Origin of the sequence: Microvirga roseola, assembly GCF_020866965.1 — a bacterium.
In the GTDB taxonomy this organism is placed as follows: domain Bacteria; phylum Pseudomonadota; class Alphaproteobacteria; order Rhizobiales; family Beijerinckiaceae; genus Microvirga; species Microvirga roseola.
This window is the reverse complement of the sequence record NZ_JAJATX010000056.1, coordinates 1-25,128: the sequence shown is the minus strand read 5'-3', so window position 1 is coordinate 25,128 and position 25,128 is coordinate 1. Positions and strand designations below refer to the sequence as shown.

Here is a 25,128-nt window from a genome sequence, read left to right as displayed (position 1 = left end):
CAGGGTGGCCATGAACAGTCTTATGCTCCGGCGCATCGCTCAACCATAGCAATTCTCAAACGGGCACTCAGATCATCGACCTCTGGCTCCTCAAGACTCACGTCATTATCCTGGTCTCTGCACAGTATGGTTCGGATGGCATCTCGCTTCATGAGCATCGTGCCCGATTAGGGGGCTCGCCGCCCTTGCACACTCACCAGAACGAGGATGATTTTTTTTGCACGTTCTCGAAAGTGAGGTACGCTACCGGGGTGGGATCAGAAGCACCGTGCCGCTACCGGGGAGACACTGCCAACGCCCAGGGGCAACCCCATACCAACAGGATTGCGTCGGCTGAGGCTCGTATACTCACTATCACCCGAGGCGAGTTCGGGCCCCTCATCCGCGCCTTTGGTCATCCCGCCGAAAGAGATAGGCTGCCCCGCCTAAGAAGGTTGAGGCCCTCGCCCGCGCCTGCCGTCAGTTCAGAGCGGAACTCGTCGGCTGACCGTTGACTTGAATGCACCGAGTTGCTGCGACTTGGGCGTAGAATGGGTGTAAACCCCTGAATGCCGTCTACTTATTGGTATTCCAAATGTCAGTTGCCAGCTTCCAATCTCCACCGACTCTTTGCCAAATCACGACGTACTTGCCAGCGACCTCTTCCTGCTGCCCTTTGGGCTTGAGCGTGAACGTCCCGATCTCGCGGGCCGTGTCGCTACCGAATGGCTCCACATCAAGTGTTGTCAACCTGAGGTCACCAACGTGGTCACTTGCGGCCTGCCAGAACTTCTGAATATCATCCCGACCACGCACGAAGTCGGCCTGCGGCGGCATCAGAGTCGCGTCTTGGGTATAGAGGTCTGCCAAAGCGGCGAAGTCCCCCTTGTTGAAGGCTTCAGAGAACGCCTCATTCAGCTTTTGGATCGTCGCCTTGTCCTGCGCATAGAGAGGGGCTGTCGCGAGACAGATCAGGGTAACCAACGCAAATCGACGCATTGTCACCTCCCACATTGTAGAAGGAATATTGTGTTCGAATTCTCACACGCCGCCAACGGGGTTGCTCGACTATTGGTGAGTAAGGCTGCGGGTGTAATACCAAGCGGCGTGAAGGCTAACTCATTCGGGGTTTTCAACCGGGCGCATGTCTGATTCCATGCTGGTGACCAGGAGGTTCGCCATGCGCCAAGGGATCGAGCCTCGCACAGACTATGACGCGGCCCGGCTGCGGGCCTTGGCCAAAGCGACCCGCAATGCTGGGCAAAGCCGGCGGCTGCTGGCGCTGGCCGAGATCTACGACGGCGGCATGCGGACCAAAGCGGCGCAGGTCGGCGGGGTTGGGCTGCAGTTGGGCTGCAGACGGTGCGCGATTGGGTGGTGCGCTTCAACGCCCAGGGACCCGAAGCCCTGGTCGACGGCAAGGCGCCGGGGAATGTCTGCAAGCTAAGCGCCCACCATCGCGAGGCCTTGCTGGCTCTGGTGGAGAGTGGTCCCATTCCGGCTGTCCATGGCGTGGTGCGCTGGCGGCTGAAGGACCTGGTGCAGTGGCTCTGGGACGAGTTCCGGATTGCGGTGAGCGAGACGACGCCGGGCCGCGAACTGCGGGCGCTCGGCTACCGCAAGCTCTCGGCCCGCCCGCGCCATCATACCAAGAGCAGATCTTTCATACTTCTCTCTCGGTCTAGCCTCCGCGTAGCGGGGGCATCGGCTTCCTGCGCGTCCTCTCAACCTGGACCACATCCGAGTGGCGAGCGGCGCCCGACGGGAATGGCTGGCCTTCCCGGGGGCTCCGATGTGTATCCGGAGATGCAGCGAGTAGCGATAGCTGATACCCCACCACTTGACCTCGGAAGGAATTCGTAGTCTGGCCCGGTCCGGATCCCTCTCAAACACGTCGTTCAGTCCGATGCTCCAGGGCTACGGGGCCACAGCGACCCAGAAGCCGGAGTCGGACCGGCCGACAAGCCCCGTTTGACTAGCGCGGTGGCTGGCTGTCCGGCGCATCGCGCCGCAGGACGCGACCGGGACGTCGACCGCTGGGCTTGCCGTCCTTCCATACGATCTCACCGTTTACGATCACCATCTCTATTCCACGCGATGGCGCAATTGGACGATCATAGGTCGCAACCTCGTCAACAGTTTCCGGATTAATGATGGCGAGATCGGCGAAAGCGCCCTCGCGAACAACTCCCCTGTCGGCCAGCCCGAAGTTCCTGGCCGTCAGCCCAGTCATTTTGTGGATTGCCGTCTCGAGCGAGAATAGACCGCGCCTACGGCTGTAGTGCCCAAGCACCCGTGGAAACGTACCCCAAAGTCGTGGATGCGGTTTCTCGTCATGCGGAAGTCCATCCGAGCCAATCATCGTCTGATCAAAGGCCAGGATGCGCTCTACATCACCCTCGTCCATGCGATAGTAAACCGCACCCGCTGGCAGAAGCCGCTGGATCACATCTTCCTGTGTCCCACCCAGTTTCTTGACAATTTCGGTCAGATCCCATCCCGCGAACTCCGGCAGGCTCTGGGACCACGTCACGGTGACACGCGTAGCATTTGCCGCAAGGTGCGGGGCGAGAATCGTGGACGAGGCGGCATAGGGATAGCAATCGAGGCAGATCTCCTGTGTCGCCATTTGACACTCGATCAGCTTGAGAGTTTCGGCTGAGCGCCCAAAGTTCTTCGCTCCCACAACCTTGTGATGCGAAATGACGACTGGGACGCCGACATCCCGTCCGATCCGGAATGTCTCGTTCAGCGACTCGACGACCATGTCCCCTTCATCTCGCATATGCGTGCAGTAGAGGCCTCCGCGGTCACGCAAGGGCTGGCAGATTTCAATGACCTCCTCGGTGGGAGAGCCGATTGCCGGTGCATAGGCGAGACCTGTTGATACACCGATCGCTCCCGCTCCCAAGGCTTCGACGACCATGGCCCGCATTGCCGCAATCTGCTCCGGACTTGCGGGCTGAGCGAGATCGTCCATTGTCGCCACGCGGAGCGTCGAGTGCCCGACCAGCATGGCACAGTTGGTTGCCGCCGGATGTGCCTCAAGCTCGGCGACATAATCCGCAAAGGTGGCGAAGCGATACCATCGGCCGTCCTCGTCAAGAAGGTTGAGTGGCGGAGTGACCGGATTGGGGATAGGGCGCGGCATCGGCGCAAGCGAGATCCCGCAATTGCCTCCAATAATGGTTGTAACACCCTGGCTGACTTTAGGTGACATATCAGGGTCTGAAAGGAGGAGGCGATCATCGTGCGTGTGCGCATCGATGAAGCCTGGCGCAACCACAAGCCCCGAGGCATCAATCACCATCTCGGCCGTGGCGTCCTTCAAGCCGCCGACATGGGCTATGCGATCGCCTTTGATCGCCACATCGCCTTCAAAGCGATTCGCTCCGGTTCCATCGACAATCGAGGCATTGCGGATAATCACGTCGAAATGATCGGTCATAGTTCTACTTTCGCTGCACCCACCTGTTACAAATTTGACTTGCGGCATCATCGGACGCTGGATCTCAAAGGGCGAAAATTCTGGAAGTCCCAGTCGCGGCCGGGCGCAGCGTCTATCAGCGCGCGTGTGTAATCCTGCCGGGGAGCAATCAGGATCTCGGCAGCAGGTCCCGCCTCGACGATCCGGCCCTTCTGCATCACTACGATGGTATCGCAGATTTGTGCGGCGACACGCAGATCATGCGTGATGAAAAGAACTCCAACGCCGACCCTTTGCCGGATCTCGTCCAGAAGCTCTAGGACCTGCGCTTGGACCGATACGTCGAGGGCGGACACCGCCTCGTCGGCGACGAGGATGTCCGGCTCAAGGGCAAGCGCACGAGCGATACAGATACGCTGACGCTGGCCGCCGGAGAACTGATGCGGGTACCGATGCATCGCATCCTGATTCAATCCCACCAGATCAAGCAGGTTACGCGCCTTGCTCAAGGCCTCGTCTCGGCTCCGGCCGAAGTTGACGAGACCCTCGATGATTGACTCTCCCACTTTAATGCGCGGGTTCAAGGACCGATAAGGATCCTGAAACACGATTTGGACTCGACGCCGCATCGGCCGCAACTGGCTCCTCGACGCCTTCGCGATGTCCTCGCCATGAACAAGTACGGCACCAGAGGTCGGATCCTGAAGCCGAACCACACATCGAGCGACCGTCGTTTTTCCAGAACCGGACTCGCCAACAATTCCGACAATCTCACCTCTCCGGACCGCCAGATTGACATCCTGCGCTGCGGGAATCGAGCGCCTTCTGCCGAAGAGCCTCTTACCCGCGTAAGTCTTGCTCAACGCCTTCACGTCCAAAACGATATCGGTCCTCAGTGTGCCTCGTGGCTTCGGAACCAGACTCGGCACGGACGAGACCAGCATGCGCGTATACGGCTCCCGAGGCCGTGCCAGAATATCATTCCGCGTCCCGACCTCGACCACCTTGCCCCGGTTCATCACGACGATACGATCAGCGATCTCGGCGACCACTCCAAAGTCATGCGTGATGAACAGCACGGCGGTATTGTGCTTCATCTGCAGCTCGCGGATGAGTGAGAGGATCTGCTTCTGTGTCGTGACGTCGAGGGCGGTCGTCGGCTCGTCAGCAATCAGAATCGCCGGCTCAAGAATCAGAGCCATGGAAATGACGACGCGCTGCCGTTGCCCGCCCGACAGTTCATGCGGATAGGAATCGTATATCCGCTCAGCGTCCGGCATGTGAACCAACTCGAGCATGGCCAGGATCTTGGCACGCCGCTCCGCCCTGCCGAGCCTGCTATGTATCCTCAGCACCTCGTCGATCTGCTCGCCCACCTTCTCAACCGGATTTAGCGCTGTCATCGGCTCCTGAAAGATCATGGCGACCCGTGTTGCCCGCAATTCCCGCAGGCGCGAAGGGCTCGCCGTCAGAATGTCCTCTCCCTCCACGAGAATACGCCCTCTGCTCGGCCGCAGAGCGTCTGGAGGCAAAAGCCCCATGACGGCAAGAGACGTGACCGATTTGCCGGAGCCCGACTCACCCACGACGCAGAGCGTCTCTCCAGGGCTAAGATTGAAGCTAATATTCTCGAGCACATGGCGACCAGCCCGATCGCCAACAACCTGTACGGCGAGGTTATCGATTTCCAACGCGGGAAGGTGGTTGTCCTGCATGGTATCCCGACCTCTCGACTCACCCGTTGGAGTACTCATGACTTTTGCGCCATTTTGGGATCGAGCACATCACGCACCACATCGCCCAGAATGTTCACGCTCAAAAGCGTCGCGGCCAAAGCGATGCCGGGGTACAGAATGAGGCCGGGGAGAAGCTGGAAATACATCCGACCTTCCGACATCATGTTACCCCAGGATGGAATTTCGGGTGGAAGGCCAGCTCCGAGGAAGCTCAATGTGGCCTCTGTAAGAATTGCGGCGGCGAACACGTACGTACCCTGCACGATCAGCGGCGCCACTGTGTTGGGAACCATGTGACGAACAAGCAACGTCGGCACGCGAGTCCCCAGAGAAATAGCGGCCTCGACGTAGGGCTCGGTCCGAACTGAGAGAATGACGCTTCGGACAAGACGCACCACCCGAGGCACCTCGGGGATGGTGATCGCCACCAGGACGGTCAGGATGCTTCCACCCGTGAGCGAGACGAGCGCAATGGCGAGCAGAATGCTGGGAATCGCCATAACGCCGTCCATCACCCGCATGATGATGGCGTCAGCGACTCTAAAATATCCGGCAATGACACCAAACAGAAGACCGAGGAAGATACTTAGGAACGTTGCCCCCGCACCGACGATCAGCGAAACGCGTGCGCCGTAAACAACCCTTGAGTAGGTATCGCGCCCAAAAGCGTCTGTCCCAAGCCAGTGTTCTGGCGAGATCCCACGCAACCGCGAACCCGGATCGATCGCAACGGGATCTCTTGTACCGAGCAGGGGCGCTGCAAGAGCCGACAGAACGACGATGACGAGGATTACAAAGGCGACAAAAACAGGCCCGCTCCTCAGCGCGCCGGTGAGTTGCTTGATGATTCGTGCTGCCTGAGGAGCCTCCGCGGCCAGGGGTGCATTGCCTGCCTCCTGCGCTTGTTCCTCTGCGGGTAACTGATTGACGACGGCTCGCATGGTTCCCCTCAGTAGCGGATACGAGGATCAAAGACGGGGTACAGCACATCAACCAGGAGGTTGATGAGAATATAAACGAACGAAAAGAGCAGGATCAGCCCCTGGATCACCGGGTAATCACGCGCAAGCACCGCCTCAACGACGAGACGGCCCAGCCCCGGCAGGTTGAAGACCGATTCTGTCACAACCACGCCGCTGATCAATGAGGCGATCCCAATGCCGATGACGGTGAGGATCGGCACGGCAGCATTGCGCAGTGCATGGCGCAGCAGGACGATCCGCTCAGTGGCACCCTTCGCACGAGCCGTTCGGATGAAATCCTCTCCCATCACTTCGATGATACTGCTGCGTGTAATGCGGGCAATCAGGGCCACGTAGACGCCGCTCAGGGCGAGAACGGGGAGCACCAGACGCTGGGCGAAGGGCCAGAATCCTTCTGACAGAGGCCTGTATCCCTGGACCGGGAACAAACCCAACTGAATCGAGAGATAGTAGATCAGAAGATAGCCGACCACAAAAACCGGGACTGAAAAGCCAAGCACAGACAACGTCATGATGGTGCGGTCGAGCAGCTTGCCTCGTTTCCAGGCAGCAACCACTCCCAGCGGAATCGCGATGATCACCGTCACTACGATTGTGCCCAGTGCCAGGGCAAGCGAGGGCCCCATGCGGTCGCCGATCATGCTCAGAACGGGTGTTCCGGACAGAAGCGAGACGCCAAGGTCTCCCTGCAGCAGCCGAGAAATCCACTGTAGCAATTGCAAGTGAATCGGCATGTCGAGTCCCATGGATTGCCGAATCTTCTCCAGTTGCTCGGCGGTGGCGTCGTCCCCGGCAATGATGGCCGCGGGATCTCCAGGCGTAAGACGCAGAATGGCAAACACCACGACCGCAACCATTACCATGACGGGAATGGTCGCTAAGAGCCGTCGGGCAATGTAGGCCAACATGGCTGTCCTCTTTTCATCACCGTGATGGAGATGGCTTTGGGGATGACAGGGACCCTCTGGTGGAATGGACCAGGGGCATCGGCGGCGCTTGCTTGGCCGGCGGGTCGTGGGAGCACATTTGCTCTCACGACCCCCAACTCAGGCTCGATCACGAATCCGGCTACGGACTAAATCATTTGTCCGACTTCTTGATGTTCCAGAAGACCGTGATTGGGGACGCCAGGACGCCGGTCAGCTTCTTGCTGTAGGCTGCCGGGACCGAGAACTGTCCAAGCGGTCCAACGACACCCTCGTTGATCGCAAGCTTCTGGATGTGAGCCGTGATCTTCTTCCGCTCGGCCTCGTCAGTCGCACGGGCGAACTCGAGGCGCAGCTTCTCGATCTCAGGCACGTCCGGCCAGCCGGCCCACGCTTTCTTGCCGTTTGAGGCCACCGTCGTGTTTCCGAACGGATTCCCGCTGGTTGCAAGTGTGCTGTAGGTCGAAAAGATGTTCCAGCCGCCTTCCGATGCCGGCTTCTGGTTGCCTTGCTGTGTCACAACGGATTGCCAGTCCATCGTCTTGAGATCGACATTGAATCCTGCCTTGCGGAGAGCAGACGCGATCACAACGGGCTGCGCTGCGACCATGGCAAGGTCGGTGGGCTGCAAAATGACGACTGGCGTTCCGTCATACTTGGCCTCCTTCAGAAGCTCCTTCGCCTTTTCGATGTTGGAGGGGATGACGATATCCTGACCATAGGAATTGGCGTAGGGCGTATCGCAGCCGAACACGGCAGGGCAGGTCTTCGAGTACTTTGGATTTCCGACTAGCGCCTTGAGGACATCATCCTGGCCCACAGCATGCATCGCAGCCTGCCGCAGCAGCTTGTTGTTGAAGGGAGGATGCAGGTGGTTGAACCGATAATAGGTCCAGTTTCCGAGCTTATCGAGCACCTCGACATTCACATCGCTGTTGTTCTCGAGCATGGGTAGCAGATCGAAAGGTACCTGCTGGATGAAATCGATCTCCCCATTCAGCAGAGCATTCACCGGCGTCATCTGGTCGGGCATGGCGATCCATTGAACGCGATCCACGTTCACGACCTTACCGCCTGCCGTCCAGCTTGCCGGCTCGGAGCGAGGGACATAATCCTTGTTCTTCTCGTAGACCACCTTGAGCCCGGGCTTGAACTCTGAAGCGACGAACCTGAACGGGCCCGATCCGATAAATTCCTTGATCGATTCCGAGGGCGGCGTCTCAGCGATTCGCTTGGGCATGATGAAGGCCGGCCGTGAGCTGAGCTTCGCGAGGCTTTCCAACAGAAGTGATGTCGGCTCCTTGAGGACCACCTTGAAGGACTTGTCATCGGCGACGGCGATATCGGAGACCATCGTCATCAGCACCTGACCGGTCGAGTCCTGCTGCGCCCAACGCTTGATGGACGCAACAGCATCTTCCGACGTTACCGGCGCCCCGTCGTGCCACTTCAGGCCGTCGCGCAGGGTAAAGGTATAGGTCTTCTTGTCCTCGGAGACCTCCCACTTTTCGGCCATCTGGGGTTTGATTTCGAATTTCTCGTTAACTCCCAGCAGCGTGTCGTAGATCATGTACCCGTGATCACGGGTGATGAATGCTGTGCTGACCACCGGGTCCATAACCCGCAGGCCGGACTGCATCACGGCCGTAATGGTCTGCGCACTGGCGGGCGCTGCGAGGATCGCGGCCAGGGACATCGCGGCCCCCATGCCGATAGCTTTGGACCGTCCCGCTGCCTTGAACTTGGTCGACATCTTACTTCCCTCTTTGTTGAACGTGACAACTGACAATACGTGACTCAAGCCGCGCTTCTTCGAGCGCTTCTTCTTGATGCATCTGCGACTGAGTGTTCTCTGATTCCCTTCAATGCGAATATGGCCGCAGGAACTTGGGACGGTCGCCCGGCCATCTGGTCGGCTAGCAGGCCGGAGCTTCCTGCGGCGAGTGTGAAGCCAAGGGCTCCATGCCCGACGTTCAGCCACAGGTTCTTAAAGCGGGTCGCTCCAATGATCGGCTTGCCATCAGGCCGGGCGGGACGCAAACCTGCCCACGGCTCTGGTTCCCCTATTGGATTGAGGTGCGGGAAGAACCTCCCGACATTTTGCCGAAGTGAGGCGATGCGGTGACGGGCGATCGACATGGTCGTATCACCAATGTCGACCATGCCGGCAACGCGCAGACGGTTGCCAAGCCGCGCGTACACTACCTTGTTCCTCAGATCGCTGACGCTCGCCTTTGGTGCCTGGCTGTCAGGTCCGAGCTCATATGTGAGGCTGTAGCCCTTTAACGGATAGACGTAAGGGTCAATACCCACCTGCCTCGCGAGATGCTGGGCTCCGACCCCATTGGCAATTACATAGGCATCGGCTGTGATGTCCCCCTGCGATGTTCGCAGACCCGCGATCTGGTCCTGTTCGATCCGCAGCCCCTCGACCTTGGTCTTGTATCGGAACGCCACGGGTTGCGCTCTCGATGCCATGATGCGTTCCAGCTCGGTGCACAGCTGCAGGCAATCGCCGGCGTCTTCCGTGGGCGTGAAGATGCCCCCGGCTATCGTTTTTCCGATTCCTTCGAGCGAGGGCTCGCGCTCCAAGCATTGCTGCGGTGTCAGCAGCATCTGACGGCACCCGAGCGAAGCTTGGAACTCCACTTGGGATTGGGCGGCAGTAAACGATTTGGCGTCCTGATAGACGAGCAGCTTACCCGACGACCCGAATTCAAACCTGGGTTTCTCACGGGCCACAAGCTCGTGAACGAGAGATCGGCTGTACACGCCGAGTTGCAGGAGTTCCGCAGTGGTCTTCTGGGCCTTACTGGCCCTGCAGGCTTTCAGGAATGCGAAGAGCCATCGCCACTGGTCGGGATCCGCTTTCGGCCGGAAACTCAGAGGGGATTTGCGACCGAGGAGCCAGGAGGGGATTTTTGGCAGCACAGCCGGATCAGCCAAGGGCGAGACGAAGCTGTAGCTGAGCTGTGCGCCGTTGGCCTTGCTGGATCGCAGTCCCGCGCCGTCCCCGCCATCGACTACGGTCACGGAATGGCCGTCCCGGGACAAATAATAGGCCGTCGTTAAGCCGACGATTCCTGCCCCGATGACAACGATCTTCATGCTGCGTAGCCTTTCACTGCCCGAGCCATCAGACGGATGCACTTTCCTGAAGCTGAGCGATTGTGGCGGCCGCAGAGATGTGCTCGAGACTGGTCCGGACCGAGATGATAGCCGGCCGTTTCGAAGCCAGTGCGGCCTGCAAGGCCCCCTCGATCTGATCACTGCGATCCACCGAGATGCCTACGGCTCGGTAAGTCTTTGCGAGTTTTGCGAAGTCTGGATTGACCAGATCAGTTGCACTGACATTTCTTGGAAAGTGTTTCTCCTGGTGCATGCGGATCGTGCCGTACGAGCCGTTGTCGGCAATCACCAGGACCGGACGTGCGCCGAATTGAACGGCTGTCGCAAGCTCATTACCTGTCATTAGGAATCCGCCATCGCCTACAAAACACACGACGTCCAGATGGGGGCAGCGCAGGCTTGCCGCGACTGCCGCAGGAACTCCGTACCCCATCGCCCCCGAAGAGGGGGCGAGCATCGTACGCCCTCCGCCAAAGCGCATTAGTCGCTGGACCCATCCACCGAAGTTCCCGGAATCGATCGTAATAACTGCGTCGTCGCCGAGAAGCCGATCGGCTGCTTGTACGGCTGCGGCAAAGACGACGCCGTCTTCGGCATCTAACGGGCCGCTTCTGTGTCTAAGTGCTGCAGCAACCCCGTTGAGATGGTGTCCCCATTCCTCACGCCCCGCGGGAATCCGATCAGGTGCATAGGCACGCAAGCCCTGCAAGAAACGGATCGGATCGCAGACCACGCCGAGATCGACATGGCGAATGCGCCCGACTGCGGTGGCATCAGGCCAAACGTGAATGACGGGCTGGGCTGGATGGGGCGCCGCAGGGAACCGGTATCCTTGCGTGGTGACATCTCCAAGGCGCGTTCCGACCGCGATGACAAGATCGGCTTGCCCGACCGCGGCGGAGAGTTCCCTTGGCGCTCCGTATGCGAGGTGTCCTGCATAGAAGGGATGTGTGTTCGGGAGCAGATCGGCGTGCCTGACAGCCGTCGCCGCGGGTATCCCAAACGCTTCTACCAAGTCTCGTAGAGCGGTCCGACCATCATTGTTCTTCAGCAGCCCACCTGCGATAATCAGCGGCCTTTTGGCATCGCTGATCCTTGCAGCCACGTCCTGCAAAATATCCGGGGACGGGCCAGCGACAGGCAGTTTCCGCGGTTGGGCGGGAGCACAGTCGACAACATCTTCGAGCATGTCCTCGGGAAGGGCTACGACAACGGGCCCTGGCGTACCACTTTGGGATGCATGGAACGCCGTCGCGACAATATCCGGCAGCCTCTCCGCATCATTCACCTCGACGACCCATTTCGCCATGGACCCGAAGACGCGCTCGTAATCGACTTCCTGAAACGCGCCCATATGGCGGTGCTCGCGCTCAACCTGCCCGACGAACAGAATCAAGGGAACGGCGTCCTGCTCTGCGGAGTGAACGGCAATGGCCGCATTCATCGCTCCGGGGCCGCGACTAACGAATGCAATCCCGGGGCGGCCCGTCAGCCGCGCATCTGCCAGCGCCATGAAGCCTGCGCCGCTTTCGTGCCGGCAGGTGACGACATCCAGATCCGGATGCTGAGAGAAGCCATCCAGCACACTCAGGTAACTTTCCCCTGGAACGCAGAAAACGCGATCGATGCCATGGAGAATTAGCGTATCGATCAGGAGGTCAGCTGCTCGTCTCATCGCGCCGTCAATCCTTGGTCGGGCCTGTGGCGGCTTTCCGCCGGGCCTCCAATGTCGCTAGTGATTCTTGGTTCAGATCAGAAGGGAAGGCCCGCACGATGTGCTCAAGTGCGGCATAGAGCCTTTGCCACCCTTCATCCGTGCGTAGCGGTACGCCAAGAAAGTGGCTCTCGGTCTTTGAGCGGAGCATCAGGTAAAGTACGCCCGCCAGCATGATGCTCACGACTGCCGGCACATCCATGTCAGGCGTCAGTCCGTCGATGCGATCAATGAAGGCGCGTGCAGCCTTTTCGCGGCGGTTTGCCAGGCGGGCAGTCACGTCATTCAGTTCGATAAGCTCCCAACGTCGCACTTCTCGGAGTGTTTCGTTCTTCCCTAACGCCTCGATCTGAGCTCGCAACATCGATAAAACGAGTGCGCCGGGTGGCTGCTGACTGGACTCGCCGGAGGCGAGCAAATCGCGGTGGCTCGTCCAAAAATCCTGCTCCTGCATCCAGGCCAGCAGTAATCCGGGCATGCCGTCGAAATAGCGGTAGATCAGTTCTTTACTGACACCAGCGCGGTTCGCAATGGCATTGACACCGACTCCACCCATTCCGGTTTCACGGATCTGTGCTTCGAGAGCGTCGAGGATCTGCCTCTCGGTTCGCTCGCGGCGGGACATGGCTTTCTTCAACGTATGCCGCCCCATATAAGTTGTGAAGCGGAGGCATGCGGTGGCTCAGTGCCGGCCCGGACGGCCTCCATTATGATCGGAATCGGCGGACCTCCGGCCTGTTTGCAAAGACGTCCCTGCGATACCTCCGTGAACAACTCGGTGGCCGCCTGGCCGATTAATTGGCCCTCCTGCCAAATCTCGCTCCCGAGATAGATGGCAGTCGCACGACGATGCGCCGACTGAAGCCGAAGGTTCGCGCTCTCAACAGCGGTAATGGTCCCGTCGGCGCTCACGTGAACACGGTCTTTTGTTGAGAAATGGACAGGGACCGAGTCCCGCATGAACAGCAGCCGGATATCCGTTGATTCTCCGGTGAGAAAGGACCACGCTAAGTCTGCAAGCTTCTCAGCGAGGCAGCCTTGAGAGAATATTGAGTTGTGTAATAGCGCAATGTGTGACCTGCCTGATGCGCGCTCGGCGCCACCGCAATCGGCGCGGCGTGCTACGCGGGCGCTGTTACCGAAGCCGATCCGCCCCGAGACGTCCATTGCGATTAACCCTGCATCGACCTCAGGGGATTGAGCAAGAACGCTCTCGACGGCCGGCTGGGGTGCCTCGCCCGCACTGAGATGTGCCAGCACCGCCCGGTTGAGCGGAATACCGTTGGCGTCGGGCGAATTCGGAAGGCGGTGCCCTGTAACCAGCCCGATACCGTCGAGGCCGGGCAGATACTGTTCAAGAGGTTCCGGTCGGTCCGGACCGCTCGAGATCGCCGCCGCATTTCGTGCAAGAAGCCAGGCCTTGGGTAGTTTGAGGGCCTCGATACCGCCTCGTTGTGTAACCCGATGCCAAACGCGCCCTTGCTCGTCGAGCATCGCAAAGACCGCGAATCCACCAATGGCTCCACGGCCGAGCAATTCGGCACCAAGCACCGCAGCGTGCACCGCAGCGCCTGCATTCTCTCCACTCGCCGCTACGCCAATCGTCATCGTTTAATTCCGGTTGATCGGCGCGAACAGCGGCGAAGTTGGAACCGTCGATGCCAAATGTGACCATGCGGTCACAAAGTTGTCAACGGGGTATGGGCTGGAATGGTGGTGGTGCGATGTGGCTAGCCCCGCCCAGGGGAGACATCGACGATCTGTCGGATGTCGGCGCAAGATCTGTGCTCTATCCATGGGCGCCGGCAGGACCTCCATGGATCAACTGCTTACAGACCTACGAACAGGCGGGTGGGTCGCTCACCTGATCCGGCTTCTCGGAAGCGATGCCACGGAGAATAAAATATACCCTTGGTAGGGTAGCCAGGGCGAGGCAATCGAATATGCTCCCGTTTGGGAAGGCCAAGCACCGGACACCTTTCTCCCCCAGATCCGAATGAGAGCGGAGGTTTGGACCGGGTCGATGTCGAACTATGTTTCAGCACACCCCCATCGGCTCGCTCTCGCGACCGTTGCCGTCTTTCGCGGCATTGGATCAAGTGAGACTGAAGCCCGGCTCATTGCCGACAATCTCGTCCTGGCCAATCTTACGGGTCACGACTCCCATGGCGTCGGCCTCGTGCCCCTTTATCTCGAAGGAGTGAGGGCCGGGATCGTTCAGGTCAACCAGAAACCGGAGTTGGTGGCCGATGCGGATGTCATGCTCGCGCTCGACGGCAGGATGGGCTTCGGCCAAGTGATTGGCCATGAGGCGATGGAGCTTGGCATCAGACGGGTCCACGAGCACGGCATCTGCTTGGTTGCAACTCGCAACAGTCACCACCTCAGCCGGATTGGCCACTGGGGCGAGCAATGTGCAAGGACGGGATACGTTTCGACCCAGTACGTGAACACGCTCGGTCTGCCGCCACTGGTGGCGCCGTATGGCGGGTCGGATGCCCGCGTTGCCACCAATCCCTACTGTGCGGCCGTACCGAGCCCCGACGGGCACCCGGTGGTGCTCGATATGGCGACAAGCAAGATCGCCTTGGGCAAGGCGCGCGTTGCCATGAACAAGGGTGTCGCCGTGGAGGATGACACCCTCATCGATGCCGATGGCGAGCCGACCAACGATCCGAGCGTAATGTACCAGGATCCGATCGGCGCCATTCTCCCATTCGGCGGACACAAGGGTTATGGCCTCGGCATCATCGCCGAACTTTTGGCAGGGGCGCTGAGCGGCGGCGGAACCTACAACGCTGGGACCGTCATCACGAAAGTCATTCACAACAACATGCTGTCCATCATCTTCGACCCGGGGAGATTGGGAGGAACACACTGGCGCAAGGACATTTCCCGGTTCATCGACTGGGTCAAAGCTTCTCCTCTCGGGAGAAGCGCAGAAGGGGTCCTGATGGCCGGTGAGCCGGAGCGCATCGCGCATCGCGCATGCGGAACGCTCGAAGAGAGGAATTCCTATAGACGAAGCATCCTGGGCGGAAATCAACGAGGTCGCCCGCGCCGTCGGCGTCTCTCCGGACGTCCTGGCGGCTGCCCTGATCGCATGATCTTACTTTTCCCCCAACACGCGAGGGCGAGACAATGATGCGACCATACCTGGATACCTTTTCTCTTTCAGGCAAGATCGCGCTCATCACGGGCGCGGGACGGGGCCTTGGCCTGGCGATAGCAAAGGCAATGGCCGGCTCAGGAGCTCATGTGATTCTGAACGGACGCGATCCAGGCAGGCTCGGAGATACGGCTGGTTCCATTACGGCAGCCGGCCAGGAGGCTTCGACGGCACCGTTCGATGTTGCCGACCCGGTGGCGGTCCGCACAGCCTTCGACGAAATCGCGCGGACGCATGGCCACCTGGACATCCTCATTCACAATGTCGGCGCACGCAATCGCAAGCCGCTTCTGGAGTTTTCGGACGAGGAGATTCGGGATCTCGTCGAGACCAACCTGGTTGCAGGATTCACCCTGGCACGAGAAGCCGCGCGACTGATGCTGCCTCGACAGTCTGGTCGCTTAATTGCGATCACGTCGATCGCAGGACATGTCGCCCGGTCGGGGGATGCCGTCTACACCGGCGCGAAACATGGCCTCACCGGAATGGTTCGTGCATTGGCCGCCGAATACGGTCCCTTCGGAATTACGAGCAACGCCATTGCGCCTGGCGGTTTTGCGACGGAAGCGAACGAGGCCATGCTAGCCGACCCGAAGATTGCCGAACACTTTTCAGCCCGCACCGCTCTCGGTCGCTGGGGACGCCCCGAGGAAATTGCTGGAGCCGCTGTCTTTCTGGCCTCTCCGGCAGCTTCATACATCACGGGCCACGTCCTGACCATCGACGGCGGCCTGACGATCAAAATGTGAAAGGAGCCTGTTAAGCAGCATCGCACCGAAAGGAACCATGCGGGTTCTTGGTCCGCTAAAATCCGAGAAAGCTATAAATTAGGAGGAAATCAGTGAAACGCCGTGAATTCATGAAAGCCGCGGGGCTCGGAGTTGCCGCGAGCACCCTCGCCAAACCGGCCATCGCTCAAAGCGCACCGACGATCACGTGGCGCCTTCAGTCGAGCTATCCCACATCCCTCGATACCATCTATGGCGCCTGTCAGGTCTTCTCAAAAGCGGTCGCCGAGGCAACGGACAACAAGTTCAAGATCCAGGTCTTCGCCGCGGGCGAAATCATCCCGCCCCTGTCCATCGTCGACGGTGTCCAGAACGGGACCGTGGAGATGGGACAGACGGGATCCTATTTCTACATCGGCAAGGATCCCGCATTCGCCTTTGGAACGGGCATTCCCTTCGGGCCCAACACCCGCCAACAGCACGCTTGGTTCTATCATGGCGGCGGGAACGATCTGCTGAACGCGTTCTACGCCAATTATAAGCTCTATCACTTCCCCTTCGGCGGAACCGGAACTCAGATGGGCGGATGGTTCCGTAAGGAAATCAAGAGCAAAGCGGATCTGGTTGGATTGAAGATGCGGCTCGGCGGCCTGTCTGGTACTGTGCTGCAACGCCTGGGCCTCGTACCCACGCAACTCGCCGCCGGCGATATCTATACGTCGCTTGAGCGCGGCACGCTTGATGCCGCGGAGTTCGTCGGTCCCCATGACGATGAGAAGCTCGGGTTGGCGAAAATCGCGCCGTATTATTACTACCCTGGCTTCTGGGAGGGAGCTGCATCACTGAGTCTGTTTGTCAACCTGGACAAGTGGAATGAGCTGCCGGCCGGGTACAAGTCTCTCCTGAATACCGCTGCTGCATATGCAGCGACGGATATGCTCGCGAAGTACGATGCACAAAACCCTGCCGCACTTAGACGTCTGGTCGCCAACGGTGCTCAGCTGAGAGCCTTTCCTCAGGACATCCTGCAAGAAAGCTACAAGGCAGCGGCCGCCCTCTATGCGGAGATGGGTGAGAAGAACCCGTTCTTCAAGAAAATTCTCGACCATCAGATGGCGTTCCGAAACGAGGTGTATCCGTGGACTCAAATTTCGGATTTCAGCTACGATAACCTGATGCTCCACGCCATGCGCCAATCTGGCTGACACGGCAGGCTGCAGTTCTCATCGCCGTGCGGACTTGATCCAGCACAGGCAAGAGACCTCTTGCCTGTGCTGGTCTGCTACGGCCTGTTAGCGCTTGATCCAGTCGAGAGTAGCGGCGAGACAGAGCACGCCCATGAAGGATGATGCAGTATTATCGGCGGTGTTGCATTAGCTTGCAAAGGGCAGGACGAACCCAGCCAGAGTGGATCGCCTAGGCGGCGAGACCAAACAGCTGGCTGCCGAGGGGGTGGGAACAAGAACTGCTCCCAAACACACGTTCAGCTACAACGGACCAGGAACTCCCCTCTCTCTGGGCTACTCGCCCCCTCCCCCCTTTGTTGACCCAAAACCAAGCGGCACCCTCCATTCGAGGACTGTAACGCTACGAGACTGTTCGGCAGCGGGTCCTGACGGTGTAAATCGCGCACTCGCCGTAGTGCGCATCCAGCGGCACCGAGGATCCTGCCCGCATGAAATAAGCGACGGCTGCTCCTTACTGAAGTCCCCGGCCTTCACTACGGTCCGGTCGTGATGGGCGACATCGGATCGGAGCGCTCTATGGTACTCACGGTCGCGAACGATACCCTCAACACGGCCAGCCGGCTCAAGGGCCTGACGCGAGAGCCGCACTGTGACTTTGCCGCCAGTGGGATCTTGATGGCAGGGCTTGCGAGGCGATGCGCGACCTGTCCTTGATCGAGTCCTTCCGGCCTGCCGCCCCTCACCCTGTAAGAGGCAGCAGCGCCCCGGTCGACATCTGGTAGAGATAAATGACCGCTCCTCTCCCATTCCTGCATGAGATGGACCTGAAGACGTTCATGGCCATGGCCCCGACCACGAACCTCATGGGCACGCTCCTGTTTGCAGCCGGGGTCGGGCTGACCAATGCCTTCGAGGAGGCAACCCACCGGTCGTTCCTTGAGATTGGTCGGCACGTGGTGGAGCCGGGGTTCTGGGCGACCTTCACGCGCGCCGCGATCCCGGCTGGCTGATAGCACTCGTGGTCTGGCTTCTGCCGGCCGCCGGCTCGGCCAAGTTGTGATCGTGGCGCTCACCCATCTAGTCGCTGTCGCAGACCTGGCCCACGTCATCGCAGGTTCCAAGGAGGTGGCCAATTCCGCCATCGTGGGGCCGTGGTTTGGAGCGAGTACGCCATTCGCTTCGTCCTGCCGGCACTTCTGGGCAACATCGTCGGCGGGGTGGTGTTCGTGCCCAAGTCCAGCCAGCGTCTTCTGGACATATGCACCGCCATCACCAAGCCTGAGGCCGCCCAGAAGGCTGTCAGCTTTCGGTCGCGTCATTGCCGTTCCCGACCGCTCTAACCCATTCGGCAGCAGTATCTATTCCGAAGCAAGTCCACAAAGGGCTGTTCCGCTTCAACGGAACAGCCCTTTGTATCATTCATCCCGGCTGGTGATGCCGCAGGCTCATTCTGCGTTGAGGACGAGCGCCGCGCACTCCTGCAGGAACTCGCTCTTGAGTTCGGCACTCGCGGCTATCTCGCCCCAGTAGTAAGTGTTCACCATGCGGCTGCGGCGGCTCGCGCGCACGCCGCGCTGCGTCTTGCACATGTGCACGGCGCAGATGCGCACAGCCAGGCCACGGGGTTTGGTGACGTCCATGATGTATTGGCCGATCTGCTTCACGAGTTCTTCCTGGATCTGCAGTCGGGATGCAAAGTGCTCGACGATCCGGTCGTATTTCGAGAGCCCGATGATCTTGCCTTCCGCCGCGGGAAGAATTCCAATATAGGCAGCACCGTAGATCGGCAGGAGGTGGTGCGCGCAGGTCGAGCGAAGTTCGATCGGTCCGGTCACGAGCAGTTGGTCGTAGGCCTGCACATTGTCGAATTCGGTAATAGCGGGAGGCGCCGTATAGCGGCCCTGCAGGATCTCCTCGACATACATCTTCGCCACGCGCCTCGGCGTATCACGCGTGTTGTGATCGTTCCGGTGGTCGATGCGCAGAACATCGAACAACTCCTCAAGCTTTTGGGCAGCCTCGCCGATCATGATCTCCCGCTCCGCTGCCGTCATGGGCTCATCCAGCGCCTCGTTACAAAGCCGCGCAAGTCTCAAGTCACGGGAATGGATATTCATTCGAGGAGCCTTCGGAGAGCACTCTAGTTGCCGCTGAAGAGATAGGACAACTCCCTAATGCAATGTTAAAGGGAAGCAACCATTTCATAGGTTATTTGATAGCATTTTGCCGAATTTTCTTAATTTGACACATAAAGGCGAGGATTTACGTAAATTTANAGTTGCCGCTGAAGAGATAGGACAACTCCCTAATGCAATGTTAAAGGGAAGCAACCATTTCATAGGTTATTTGATAGCATTTTGCCGAATTTTCTTAATTTGACACATAAAGGCGAGGATTTACGTAAATTTAGGAGTCCCGAACATAAATTGCTCCACAAAAGGAGCAATTTATGTTCGGGACGAAGTGGAAGAACTACATGATGGGCACGTTCGTCGCGCTAGCCGGGTTTGCGGGCGCGAGTGCTACCAGCGCCGATCCGCTGAAGGCCCCCGCCGACAAGGCGATCCTAACCATTTCTGGAAGGATCGCGAACACCAATAAGGGTCAAACGGCGCAGTTCGACCGCGAGATGCTGGAAGCGCTCGGCCTAGTTACCGTCGAGACGACGACGCCCTGGCATGAGGGCAAAGTCAGGTTCGAGGGTGTCTCCCTAGACAAGCTCATGAAGACAGTCGGTGCGTCCGGGCAGCGCGTCAGCGTCATCGCGCTCAACGACTACACCACCGAGATCCCGATGGAGGATTTCGCCAAGTACAACGTGATCCTCGCCATCAAGCGGGACGGCGAATACATGCCCGTGCGCGACAAAGGCCCGCTATTCGTGATCTATCCCTACGACAGCAGCCCTGAGCTCAAGGACCAGACCTATTTTGCGCGATCCGCATGGCAGGTCGTCAAGATCGTAGTGAAGTAGCCAGGGTCAGGGCAGGTTGGAGACCAGGCATTTGTCCCTGCGCACGTTCAAAGTTGTGATCGCCGTCGTGATTGCCGGCTTTCTAGTCTCCGGCGCCTATATATCGGTGCTAGTCGTCGAGCGCCAGCGTGCATTGGATCTGATCGGGGGCTACAATCCTGCCTGGGAGGCGAGCCAGGCGGCCCACGAGTTCATTAGACTCGAACACCGCATTGCCGAGTTCACCCGACCGGGGAGCGGTGTCGACAAGGAAGAGGTCGAGCTGCGCTACGAGATTCTTCTCGGACGGGCGAAGATCCTGAAGGAGGGCGAGTTTCAAGCTCTCCTGCGACGGGACCCGGACCATCAGGTCATTCTTCAACAGCTCGAGGACACGCTTGCCGCGATAGAGCCGCTCATACAGGAGCTTGAGCGCCCGGGCGCGGCCTCCAAGGCGCTTGAGGTATTGCGGCCACTCGAAGGAAGCTTCGCCCAGATCGCATCGACTGCTCTCACCTATGGGTCCGAACTCGTTCAGAAGGACCAGCGGGAGCTCGTTCGCCTGCACTGGGTCTTCTCCACCATTGCCGCTAGCCTCATCATCATCGGGATTGTCCTGATCGGCCTCCTCGACCGGCACAACCGCCTGCTCGGGCGGGCTCATCAGGAACTGCACGTCCTTGCCCACCAAGACGTGCTGACGGGGCTGCCCAACCGCATGGTGCTTCGCAACGAGCTGGAGCAGGTTCTGGCAAGAATGAAGCCTAACGGCCCCTCCGCCGCCGTTTACTATTTGGATCTCGACAACTTCAAGGACGTGAACGACTCCTTCGGGCACGAGGTCGGCGACGAACTACTCAAGGCCGTTTCCGATCGTCTTCGCGCCTGCATCATGGGACACGGCAGCGAACTGCCGGAAGCTCTTATCGCCCGGCTTGGAGGGGACGAGTTCGCCATCCTGCAGAAGTTCGTCGGCAGGCCTAGCGACTGCGCCCTGCTAGCGTCGCGCGCCATCAATGCCATGCGAGCTTCGTTCAACGTGAACGGTCGGGAAATCTATATCGGCACAAGCATCGGGATCGCGGTAGCCGACGGAAACGTGACCGCAAGCCAGCTCCTGAAGCATGCGGACATGGCTCTCTACCGCGCCAAGGCCGACGGGCGTGATACGTATCGCTTCTTCGAGCCGGACATGGATGCGCAGCTGCATACTCGTCGCGCTCTTGAGACCGATCTGCGCAAGGCACTGGCCAATGACGAGTTCCAGCTGCTCTACCAACCGCAGATCAATATCGCGCAAAACGAGATAGGCGGCTACGAGGCGCTCATCCGCTGGCGTCACCCTGAGCGCGGTCTCGTCTCGCCGGCGGAGTTCATCTCCATCGCTGAGGATACTGGACTGATCGTGCCGTTGGGCGAATGGATTATCGAGCAGGCGTGCAGGGAAGCGGCATCATGGCCTAGAAACATTAAGGTGGCCGTCAACCTTTCCGCCGTGCAGTTTCGGAACAGAACGCTCGTGCAAAGCATAAAGCGGGCCCTGACCCATTCGGGACTTGCCCCGAACCGCCTTGAACTCGAGATCACGGAGTCGGTCCTGCTTCAGGATAGCGACATGATGATCTCGATGCTTCACCAGTTGCGTCGTCTCGGCGTCCGGATCGCCATGGACGATTTCGGGACGGGCTACTCGTCACTGAGCTATCTGCGCAGTTTTCCTTTCGACAAGATCAAGATCGACCGGTCCTTTGTGCAGGAAATGTCGACGCGCATCGACTGCCTGGCCATCGTTCAGTCCGTCGCTAGTCTCGGAGCGAGCCTGAGCATGCCCACAGTGGCCGAAGGCGTTGAAACAGAGGAGCAGTTCTCGCAGGTCCGCGCGGCCGGCTGCACCGACGTCCAAGGCTTTTACTTCGGACGTCCCAAGCTGGCGCAGGAATTGGTCCACTCTCTCGCGGCCCTCAACCCCACAACAAACGCGATCTGATCGCAGGCTGCTCCGGCGCCGCCTTTCCGCAGCCAAGGAGGCCCTCATCCAGGAAGCAAGTGTCCCTATCGTAGACAGAGCATCATGACGAACTTTTTCGAAAGCCCGCTGCAGGGGAGGCCACTATCGGAGCAGGTCACCAATCCCAACATCGTCGTCGGGAGATACAGCTACTATTCCGGGTATTATCACGGCCATTCATTCGATGATTGCGCCCGCTATCTTCTGCCTGAGCCGTCGGAGGTCGATCGGCTGATCATCGGCAGCTTTTGCTCCATCGCGACCGGCGTCACCTTCATGATGCACGGCAACCAGGGCCATCGGACCGACTGGGCATCGACCTTTCCCTTCTTCTACATGACCCAAGAGTCGGCATTCGCACAAGCGCAGGATCCCTTCCTGCCAGCGGGCGATACAATTGTCGGCAACGATGTCTGGATCGGCTCCGAGGCGATGATTATGCCCGGCATCAAGATCGGCCACGGCGCGGTGATCGGAAGCCGGTCGGTGGTGACGCGCGACGTCGAGCCCTATGCCATTGTCGTCGGCAACCCGGCCCGGCCAGTCCGCAGGCGATTCTCCGACGAGGAAATCGCCATGCTCCTCGAGATGGCATGGTGGGATTGGCCGATCGACCGGATCAGGGATGCAGTGGGGCTTCTGTGCTCCTCCGATATCCTGGGACTTTACCGCTTCTGGCGCGAGCGGTGAAAGCGAAGAGTTAGGCGAGCGGATATTACGAAGCGTAAACGCTATTTGCATTAGACTTGTCGAAGGGCAGCGTGGATTCCCGCGCGGTTCAACGCTGGTGAAGTCGAAATTGGGCACTGGAGCAGAGTGAATGAAGACGTACTGTGAGTTTACGTTCGATGCCGCGCATTCGGTGCATCCCTATTCCGGGTTGCACGGACACACGTTCATCGTCAAGCTCACGTTCGGCGGATCCGTAGACGAGACCTTTGGGTGGCCGGTCAATCTCTACGAGGTCGAGAACTACATAAAAGAGCTGAAATGCGGGCACGGAACCGGCCTGGACCACTGCAACCTAGATCTCAACGCCGATATTGGAATCGCTTCTCTCGAAAACATCACCACGTACATATGGAGGCTGGTGAAGGCCCGCTTCTCAGGCCTTGAAGAGGTCGAACTCAGGCGCGGCATGCCCGGTTCGTCCGAGGGCTGCATCTATCGCGGCGAGGTTGTGTCCGCCGACAATCTTGCTGCATGACGGCAGACAAACTGGTTCTGTCCCATGTTCGAAGTACCAGCCATTCTTTATACCGTACAGCCCTTACGACAGAGGTGATAGGTGCGCTTGTGGTTCACCGGCTAGCCCTCCCGGCGCAAGATGATGTGCAGCCGGGTAGCGGTAGCGCACCCGAGCCGCCGCGAGTTCCTTGAGCCGCATCCGCAGCTTGATCTGTGGATCGTAGCGCTTGCCGTGGCACTGGGATGAGCACTGAAAACCGGTGGCCGAGCATGCCCCGCCATTTGCTGATGTCAAAGGCCTTCTGCAGATCACTCGCGCCCCCACGCCGAACGGCGGGCCTCACCACGTTCTTTTGAGCACGTCCCGCAAGATCGCCTTGTTGAGGGCAGGTCGACCACGAGCCTCTTGCGCCGGGCATTCTCGTCCTCAAGCTGCTTAAGGCGCCGGATCTCGGCCATGCCCATGCCGGCAACGGGTCCACGCAAAATTAGACTGCTAGACCGCCTGGTGCTACCGACTTTGGTGCATGGCAAGCTCAGCGCAGAAGGCCCGAGCTTGCCAATCGAGCCGTGTGACGGCAATCTCCAGCCCAGCAAGACATTTAGTGGGTGTATGCCGGGGTATCTTCTCGTCGGGCAACAGGACATGGGAAACTGCCAAGTCATGATCATGGACGGTGGTAATACCGATGCTGGCGAGACAGAGGAGTCGGCTTCGCTTGGGCGTCGGGTGGGGCTTCTCAGTCGCCGGTCGTTTCTGGTTGGATCGTCCGTCGGTCTCGGCACGCTAGGGCTAGCCGGTTGCGCGACATCCAGCGGCATGAGTCTCGCCGAGGCGGCAAAGGTCTACGGGCCGGTGTCCGATGAGAAATTCCCGATCCCGGCGGTCGATATCACCAAGGTCGATCCGAAATATTATCGAAGGACAGTTCGCTACGACACCAAAGAGGCACCCGGTACGATTATCGTCGACCCCGGCAATTACTACGTCTACCGCATCGAGGACGATGGAAACGCCACCCGCTATGGTGCTAATGTCGGCCGCGACGGGTTCCGGTGGAGCGGTGACGCTTATGTCGGACGCAAGGCCGAATGGCCGACTTGGACCCCGCCAAAGGAGATGATCCGGCGCCAGCCCGAGGCGGCCAAATACGCCCGCGGCATGCCGGGTGGCCTCGGCAATCCGCTCGGCGCCCGCACGCTCTATCTCTATCAGAACGGCGCTTACACGCTCTACACGATCTATGCCAGCCTCGACGCCGAATCGATCGGCAAGGGCATCACGAGCGGCTGCGTCGGTCTCCTCACTCAGGACATGATGCACCTGTACGACCGAACGCCGGTCAAGACGAAGGTGATCGTCCTCCCGGCATAGCAACGGCGCCAGCTCTCGGCTCGCGCTGCTTGTGCGGGCAGCGCGAGCCGAGAGCTGGCGCGTTTTTGGCATCTGAGGGATTGTTTGGGCGGCGATCCCTGGAAGGTCGCCGACGCGAACTATATCGTCACGCAACACTCCAGGCTGGCGACGCCAGTATCCAGATTGTTGACGAGGGTGCTGTAGACTTGGCAGGGGGTCGGGAGATGGTCTCTGCGCCCGCCAACCAGCCTCCGTCCGCTGTTGAGGCAAGGCCCCCGGTGACCGTCCGGGAGCCAAGAGGACGGTCGTAGGAGGGCACTAAGCGCTAGATCCAGGATGATAGATCGGCATCTACCCGCTCGATCCAGGGCTGCACCGCTCAATGCCATCGGTGCCTCACCAGGTCTCTTGGGGAGATCGAGTAGGTCGGAACCCCTCCGGTTCCGACACTTACTAAGCGCTCGGTGGTCATTGCTACCGAATGCCGGAAAGCTTTGAGGTGCGGTCACAAAGCTTTGGAGTGGTTCCGCCGCAGGTAGCCTGCCAATCCGGCCCTGTCTACCGGGTCGAAAGCCTCCGTCGAGTAAAATGAGGAAATGCCCTGCCCTCCGGGAGCGTCCGCTGCTCCTTGCGGAAGCGGACCG

At 59.5% G+C, this 25,128-nt stretch carries 20 protein-coding genes and 2 pseudogenes; 10 read left to right on the top strand and 12 right to left on the bottom strand.

The window, feature by feature from the left end; genetic code table 11:
- Window positions 1–555: 555 nt before the first annotated feature.
- The gene (locus LG661_RS20600) at window positions 556–978 is read right to left on the bottom strand and encodes a YybH family protein (protein ID WP_230533855.1); all 423 of its coding nucleotides are present in this window, start codon (window positions 976–978) and stop codon (window positions 556–558) included.
- A 145-nt stretch (window positions 979–1,123) separates the two neighbouring features.
- On the opposite strand from LG661_RS20600, the pseudogene LG661_RS20595 reads away from it, so the two are divergent.
- Window positions 1,124–1,632, top strand: a pseudogene (locus tag LG661_RS20595) (helix-turn-helix domain-containing protein); the annotation flags it as partial.
- A gap of 322 nt (window positions 1,633–1,954) precedes the next feature.
- Here LG661_RS20595 and LG661_RS20590 read toward each other — a convergent pair.
- From LG661_RS20590 to LG661_RS20550, 9 genes are all read right to left on the bottom strand, one after another.
- On the bottom strand, window positions 1,955–3,427 hold the full coding sequence (locus LG661_RS20590) for an N-acyl-D-amino-acid deacylase family protein (protein WP_230533853.1): 1,473 nt from the start codon (window positions 3,425–3,427) through the stop codon (window positions 1,955–1,957).
- Between the two features lie 47 nt (window positions 3,428–3,474).
- The gene (locus LG661_RS20585; protein WP_230533851.1) at window positions 3,475–5,121 is read right to left on the bottom strand and encodes an ABC transporter ATP-binding protein; all 1,647 of its coding nucleotides are present in this window, start codon (window positions 5,119–5,121) and stop codon (window positions 3,475–3,477) included.
- Between the two features lie 35 nt (window positions 5,122–5,156).
- Window positions 5,157–6,083 (bottom strand): ABC transporter permease, encoded by a 927-nt coding sequence (locus LG661_RS20580; protein ID WP_230533850.1) that lies wholly within the window; start codon window positions 6,081–6,083, stop codon window positions 5,157–5,159.
- Between the two features lie 8 nt (window positions 6,084–6,091).
- The gene (locus LG661_RS20575) at window positions 6,092–7,033 is read right to left on the bottom strand and encodes an ABC transporter permease (RefSeq protein WP_230533849.1); all 942 of its coding nucleotides are present in this window, start codon (window positions 7,031–7,033) and stop codon (window positions 6,092–6,094) included.
- A gap of 172 nt (window positions 7,034–7,205) precedes the next feature.
- Window positions 7,206–8,804, bottom strand: a complete 1,599-nt coding sequence (locus LG661_RS20570; RefSeq protein ID WP_230533848.1) for an ABC transporter substrate-binding protein — start codon at window positions 8,802–8,804, stop codon at window positions 7,206–7,208.
- Window positions 8,805–8,848: 44 nt separating this feature from the next.
- The gene (locus tag LG661_RS20565; RefSeq protein WP_230533847.1) at window positions 8,849–10,159 is read right to left on the bottom strand and encodes a D-amino acid dehydrogenase; all 1,311 of its coding nucleotides are present in this window, start codon (window positions 10,157–10,159) and stop codon (window positions 8,849–8,851) included.
- Between the two features lie 28 nt (window positions 10,160–10,187).
- Window positions 10,188–11,855, bottom strand: a complete 1,668-nt coding sequence (locus LG661_RS20560; RefSeq protein WP_230533846.1) for a thiamine pyrophosphate-dependent enzyme — start codon at window positions 11,853–11,855, stop codon at window positions 10,188–10,190.
- A 7-nt stretch (window positions 11,856–11,862) separates the two neighbouring features.
- The gene (locus LG661_RS20555) at window positions 11,863–12,519 is read right to left on the bottom strand and encodes a TetR/AcrR family transcriptional regulator (protein WP_230533845.1); all 657 of its coding nucleotides are present in this window, start codon (window positions 12,517–12,519) and stop codon (window positions 11,863–11,865) included.
- Window positions 12,520–12,527: 8 nt separating this feature from the next.
- Window positions 12,528–13,502 (bottom strand): DUF6963 family protein, encoded by a 975-nt coding sequence (locus tag LG661_RS20550; protein WP_230533844.1) that lies wholly within the window; start codon window positions 13,500–13,502, stop codon window positions 12,528–12,530.
- A 415-nt stretch (window positions 13,503–13,917) separates the two neighbouring features.
- Between LG661_RS20550 and LG661_RS20545 the strand changes: the two genes are divergently transcribed.
- The 4 genes from LG661_RS20545 to LG661_RS20530 all read left to right on the top strand — a co-directional run bounded on the left by LG661_RS20545 (window position 13,918) and on the right by LG661_RS20530 (window position 17,988).
- Window positions 13,918–15,039, top strand: coding sequence for a malate/lactate/ureidoglycolate dehydrogenase (locus tag LG661_RS20545; protein WP_230533843.1), 1,122 nt, complete (start codon window positions 13,918–13,920; stop codon window positions 15,037–15,039).
- The gene (locus LG661_RS20540) at window positions 15,036–15,812 is read left to right on the top strand and encodes an SDR family oxidoreductase (RefSeq protein ID WP_407666765.1); all 777 of its coding nucleotides are present in this window, start codon (window positions 15,036–15,038) and stop codon (window positions 15,810–15,812) included. Before LG661_RS20545 ends, LG661_RS20540 begins: the two co-directional genes overlap by 4 nt.
- Window positions 15,813–15,904: 92 nt before the next feature.
- Window positions 15,905–16,996 (top strand): TRAP transporter substrate-binding protein, encoded by a 1,092-nt coding sequence (locus LG661_RS20535; protein WP_230533841.1) that lies wholly within the window; start codon window positions 15,905–15,907, stop codon window positions 16,994–16,996.
- Window positions 16,997–17,766: 770 nt separating this feature from the next.
- Entirely contained in the window at window positions 17,767–17,988 is a 222-nt protein-coding gene (locus LG661_RS20530) for a hypothetical protein (protein ID WP_230533839.1), read from the top strand.
- Window positions 17,989–18,423: 435 nt separating this feature from the next.
- Here LG661_RS20530 and folE read toward each other — a convergent pair whose 3' ends face one another.
- A complete protein-coding gene (folE, locus tag LG661_RS20525) occupies window positions 18,424–19,032 on the bottom strand; it encodes a GTP cyclohydrolase I (protein WP_230533837.1) in 609 nt (202 codons plus the stop codon).
- Between the two features lie 422 nt (window positions 19,033–19,454).
- Here folE and LG661_RS20520 point away from each other — a divergent pair, with 422 nt between their 5' ends.
- The 4 genes from LG661_RS20520 to LG661_RS20505 all read left to right on the top strand — a co-directional run bounded on the left by LG661_RS20520 (window position 19,455) and on the right by LG661_RS20505 (window position 23,146).
- A complete protein-coding gene (locus LG661_RS20520) occupies window positions 19,455–19,952 on the top strand; it encodes a molybdopterin-dependent oxidoreductase (protein WP_230533857.1) in 498 nt (165 codons plus the stop codon).
- Window positions 19,953–19,983: 31 nt separating this feature from the next.
- Window positions 19,984–21,918, top strand: a complete 1,935-nt coding sequence (locus LG661_RS20515) for a putative bifunctional diguanylate cyclase/phosphodiesterase (RefSeq protein ID WP_230533836.1) — start codon at window positions 19,984–19,986, stop codon at window positions 21,916–21,918.
- An 84-nt stretch (window positions 21,919–22,002) separates the two neighbouring features.
- Window positions 22,003–22,629, top strand: coding sequence for a type B chloramphenicol O-acetyltransferase (catB, locus tag LG661_RS20510; protein WP_230533835.1), 627 nt, complete (start codon window positions 22,003–22,005; stop codon window positions 22,627–22,629).
- A 130-nt stretch (window positions 22,630–22,759) separates the two neighbouring features.
- A complete protein-coding gene (locus tag LG661_RS20505; protein ID WP_230533834.1) occupies window positions 22,760–23,146 on the top strand; it encodes a 6-carboxytetrahydropterin synthase in 387 nt (128 codons plus the stop codon).
- 104 nt (window positions 23,147–23,250) lie between these two features.
- On the opposite strand, the pseudogene LG661_RS20500 reads toward LG661_RS20505, so the two are convergent.
- A pseudogene (locus LG661_RS20500) lies at window positions 23,251–23,595 on the bottom strand (IS3 family transposase); the annotation flags it as partial.
- Between the two features lie 196 nt (window positions 23,596–23,791).
- Between LG661_RS20500 and LG661_RS20495 the strand changes: the two are divergent.
- Window positions 23,792–24,502: a L,D-transpeptidase gene (locus tag LG661_RS20495; protein ID WP_230533833.1), complete on the top strand. Its 711-nt coding sequence runs from the start codon at window positions 23,792–23,794 to the stop codon at window positions 24,500–24,502.
- The last annotated feature ends 626 nt before the right edge of the window (window positions 24,503–25,128 follow it).

Excerpts from the sequence above, each read along its gene's own strand:
- LG661_RS20520 (WP_230533857.1), top strand. The coding sequence starts at position 19,455 with ATGATGGGCACGTTCGTCGCGCTAGCCGGGTTTGCGGGCGCGAGTGCT.
- LG661_RS20555 (WP_230533845.1), bottom strand. The coding sequence starts at position 12,519 with ATGTCCCGCCGCGAGCGAACCGAGAGGCAGATCCTCGACGCTCTCGAA.
- folE (WP_230533837.1), bottom strand. The coding sequence starts at position 19,032 with ATGACGGCAGCGGAGCGGGAGATCATGATCGGCGAGGCTGCCCAAAAG.
- LG661_RS20590 (WP_230533853.1), bottom strand. The coding sequence starts at position 3,427 with ATGACCGATCATTTCGACGTGATTATCCGCAATGCCTCGATTGTCGAT.
- LG661_RS20505 (WP_230533834.1), top strand. The coding sequence starts at position 22,760 with ATGAAGACGTACTGTGAGTTTACGTTCGATGCCGCGCATTCGGTGCAT.
- LG661_RS20565 (WP_230533847.1), bottom strand. The coding sequence starts at position 10,159 with ATGAAGATCGTTGTCATCGGGGCAGGAATCGTCGGCTTAACGACGGCC.
- LG661_RS20575 (WP_230533849.1), bottom strand. The coding sequence starts at position 7,033 with ATGTTGGCCTACATTGCCCGACGGCTCTTAGCGACCATTCCCGTCATG.
- catB (WP_230533835.1), top strand. The coding sequence starts at position 22,003 with ATGACGAACTTTTTCGAAAGCCCGCTGCAGGGGAGGCCACTATCGGAG.
- LG661_RS20545 (WP_230533843.1), top strand. The coding sequence starts at position 13,918 with ATGTCGAACTATGTTTCAGCACACCCCCATCGGCTCGCTCTCGCGACC.
- LG661_RS20550 (WP_230533844.1), bottom strand. The coding sequence starts at position 13,502 with ATGACGATTGGCGTAGCGGCGAGTGGAGAGAATGCAGGCGCTGCGGTG.
- LG661_RS20580 (WP_230533850.1), bottom strand. The coding sequence starts at position 6,083 with ATGCGAGCCGTCGTCAATCAGTTACCCGCAGAGGAACAAGCGCAGGAG.
- LG661_RS20530 (WP_230533839.1), top strand. The coding sequence starts at position 17,767 with ATGACCGCTCCTCTCCCATTCCTGCATGAGATGGACCTGAAGACGTTC.
- LG661_RS20560 (WP_230533846.1), bottom strand. The coding sequence starts at position 11,855 with ATGAGACGAGCAGCTGACCTCCTGATCGATACGCTAATTCTCCATGGC.
- LG661_RS20495 (WP_230533833.1), top strand. The coding sequence starts at position 23,792 with ATGATCATGGACGGTGGTAATACCGATGCTGGCGAGACAGAGGAGTCG.
- LG661_RS20585 (WP_230533851.1), bottom strand. The coding sequence starts at position 5,121 with ATGCAGGACAACCACCTTCCCGCGTTGGAAATCGATAACCTCGCCGTA.
- LG661_RS20570 (WP_230533848.1), bottom strand. The coding sequence starts at position 8,804 with ATGTCGACCAAGTTCAAGGCAGCGGGACGGTCCAAAGCTATCGGCATG.
- LG661_RS20540 (WP_407666765.1), top strand. The coding sequence starts at position 15,036 with ATGATGCGACCATACCTGGATACCTTTTCTCTTTCAGGCAAGATCGCG.
- LG661_RS20600 (WP_230533855.1), bottom strand. The coding sequence starts at position 978 with ATGCGTCGATTTGCGTTGGTTACCCTGATCTGTCTCGCGACAGCCCCT.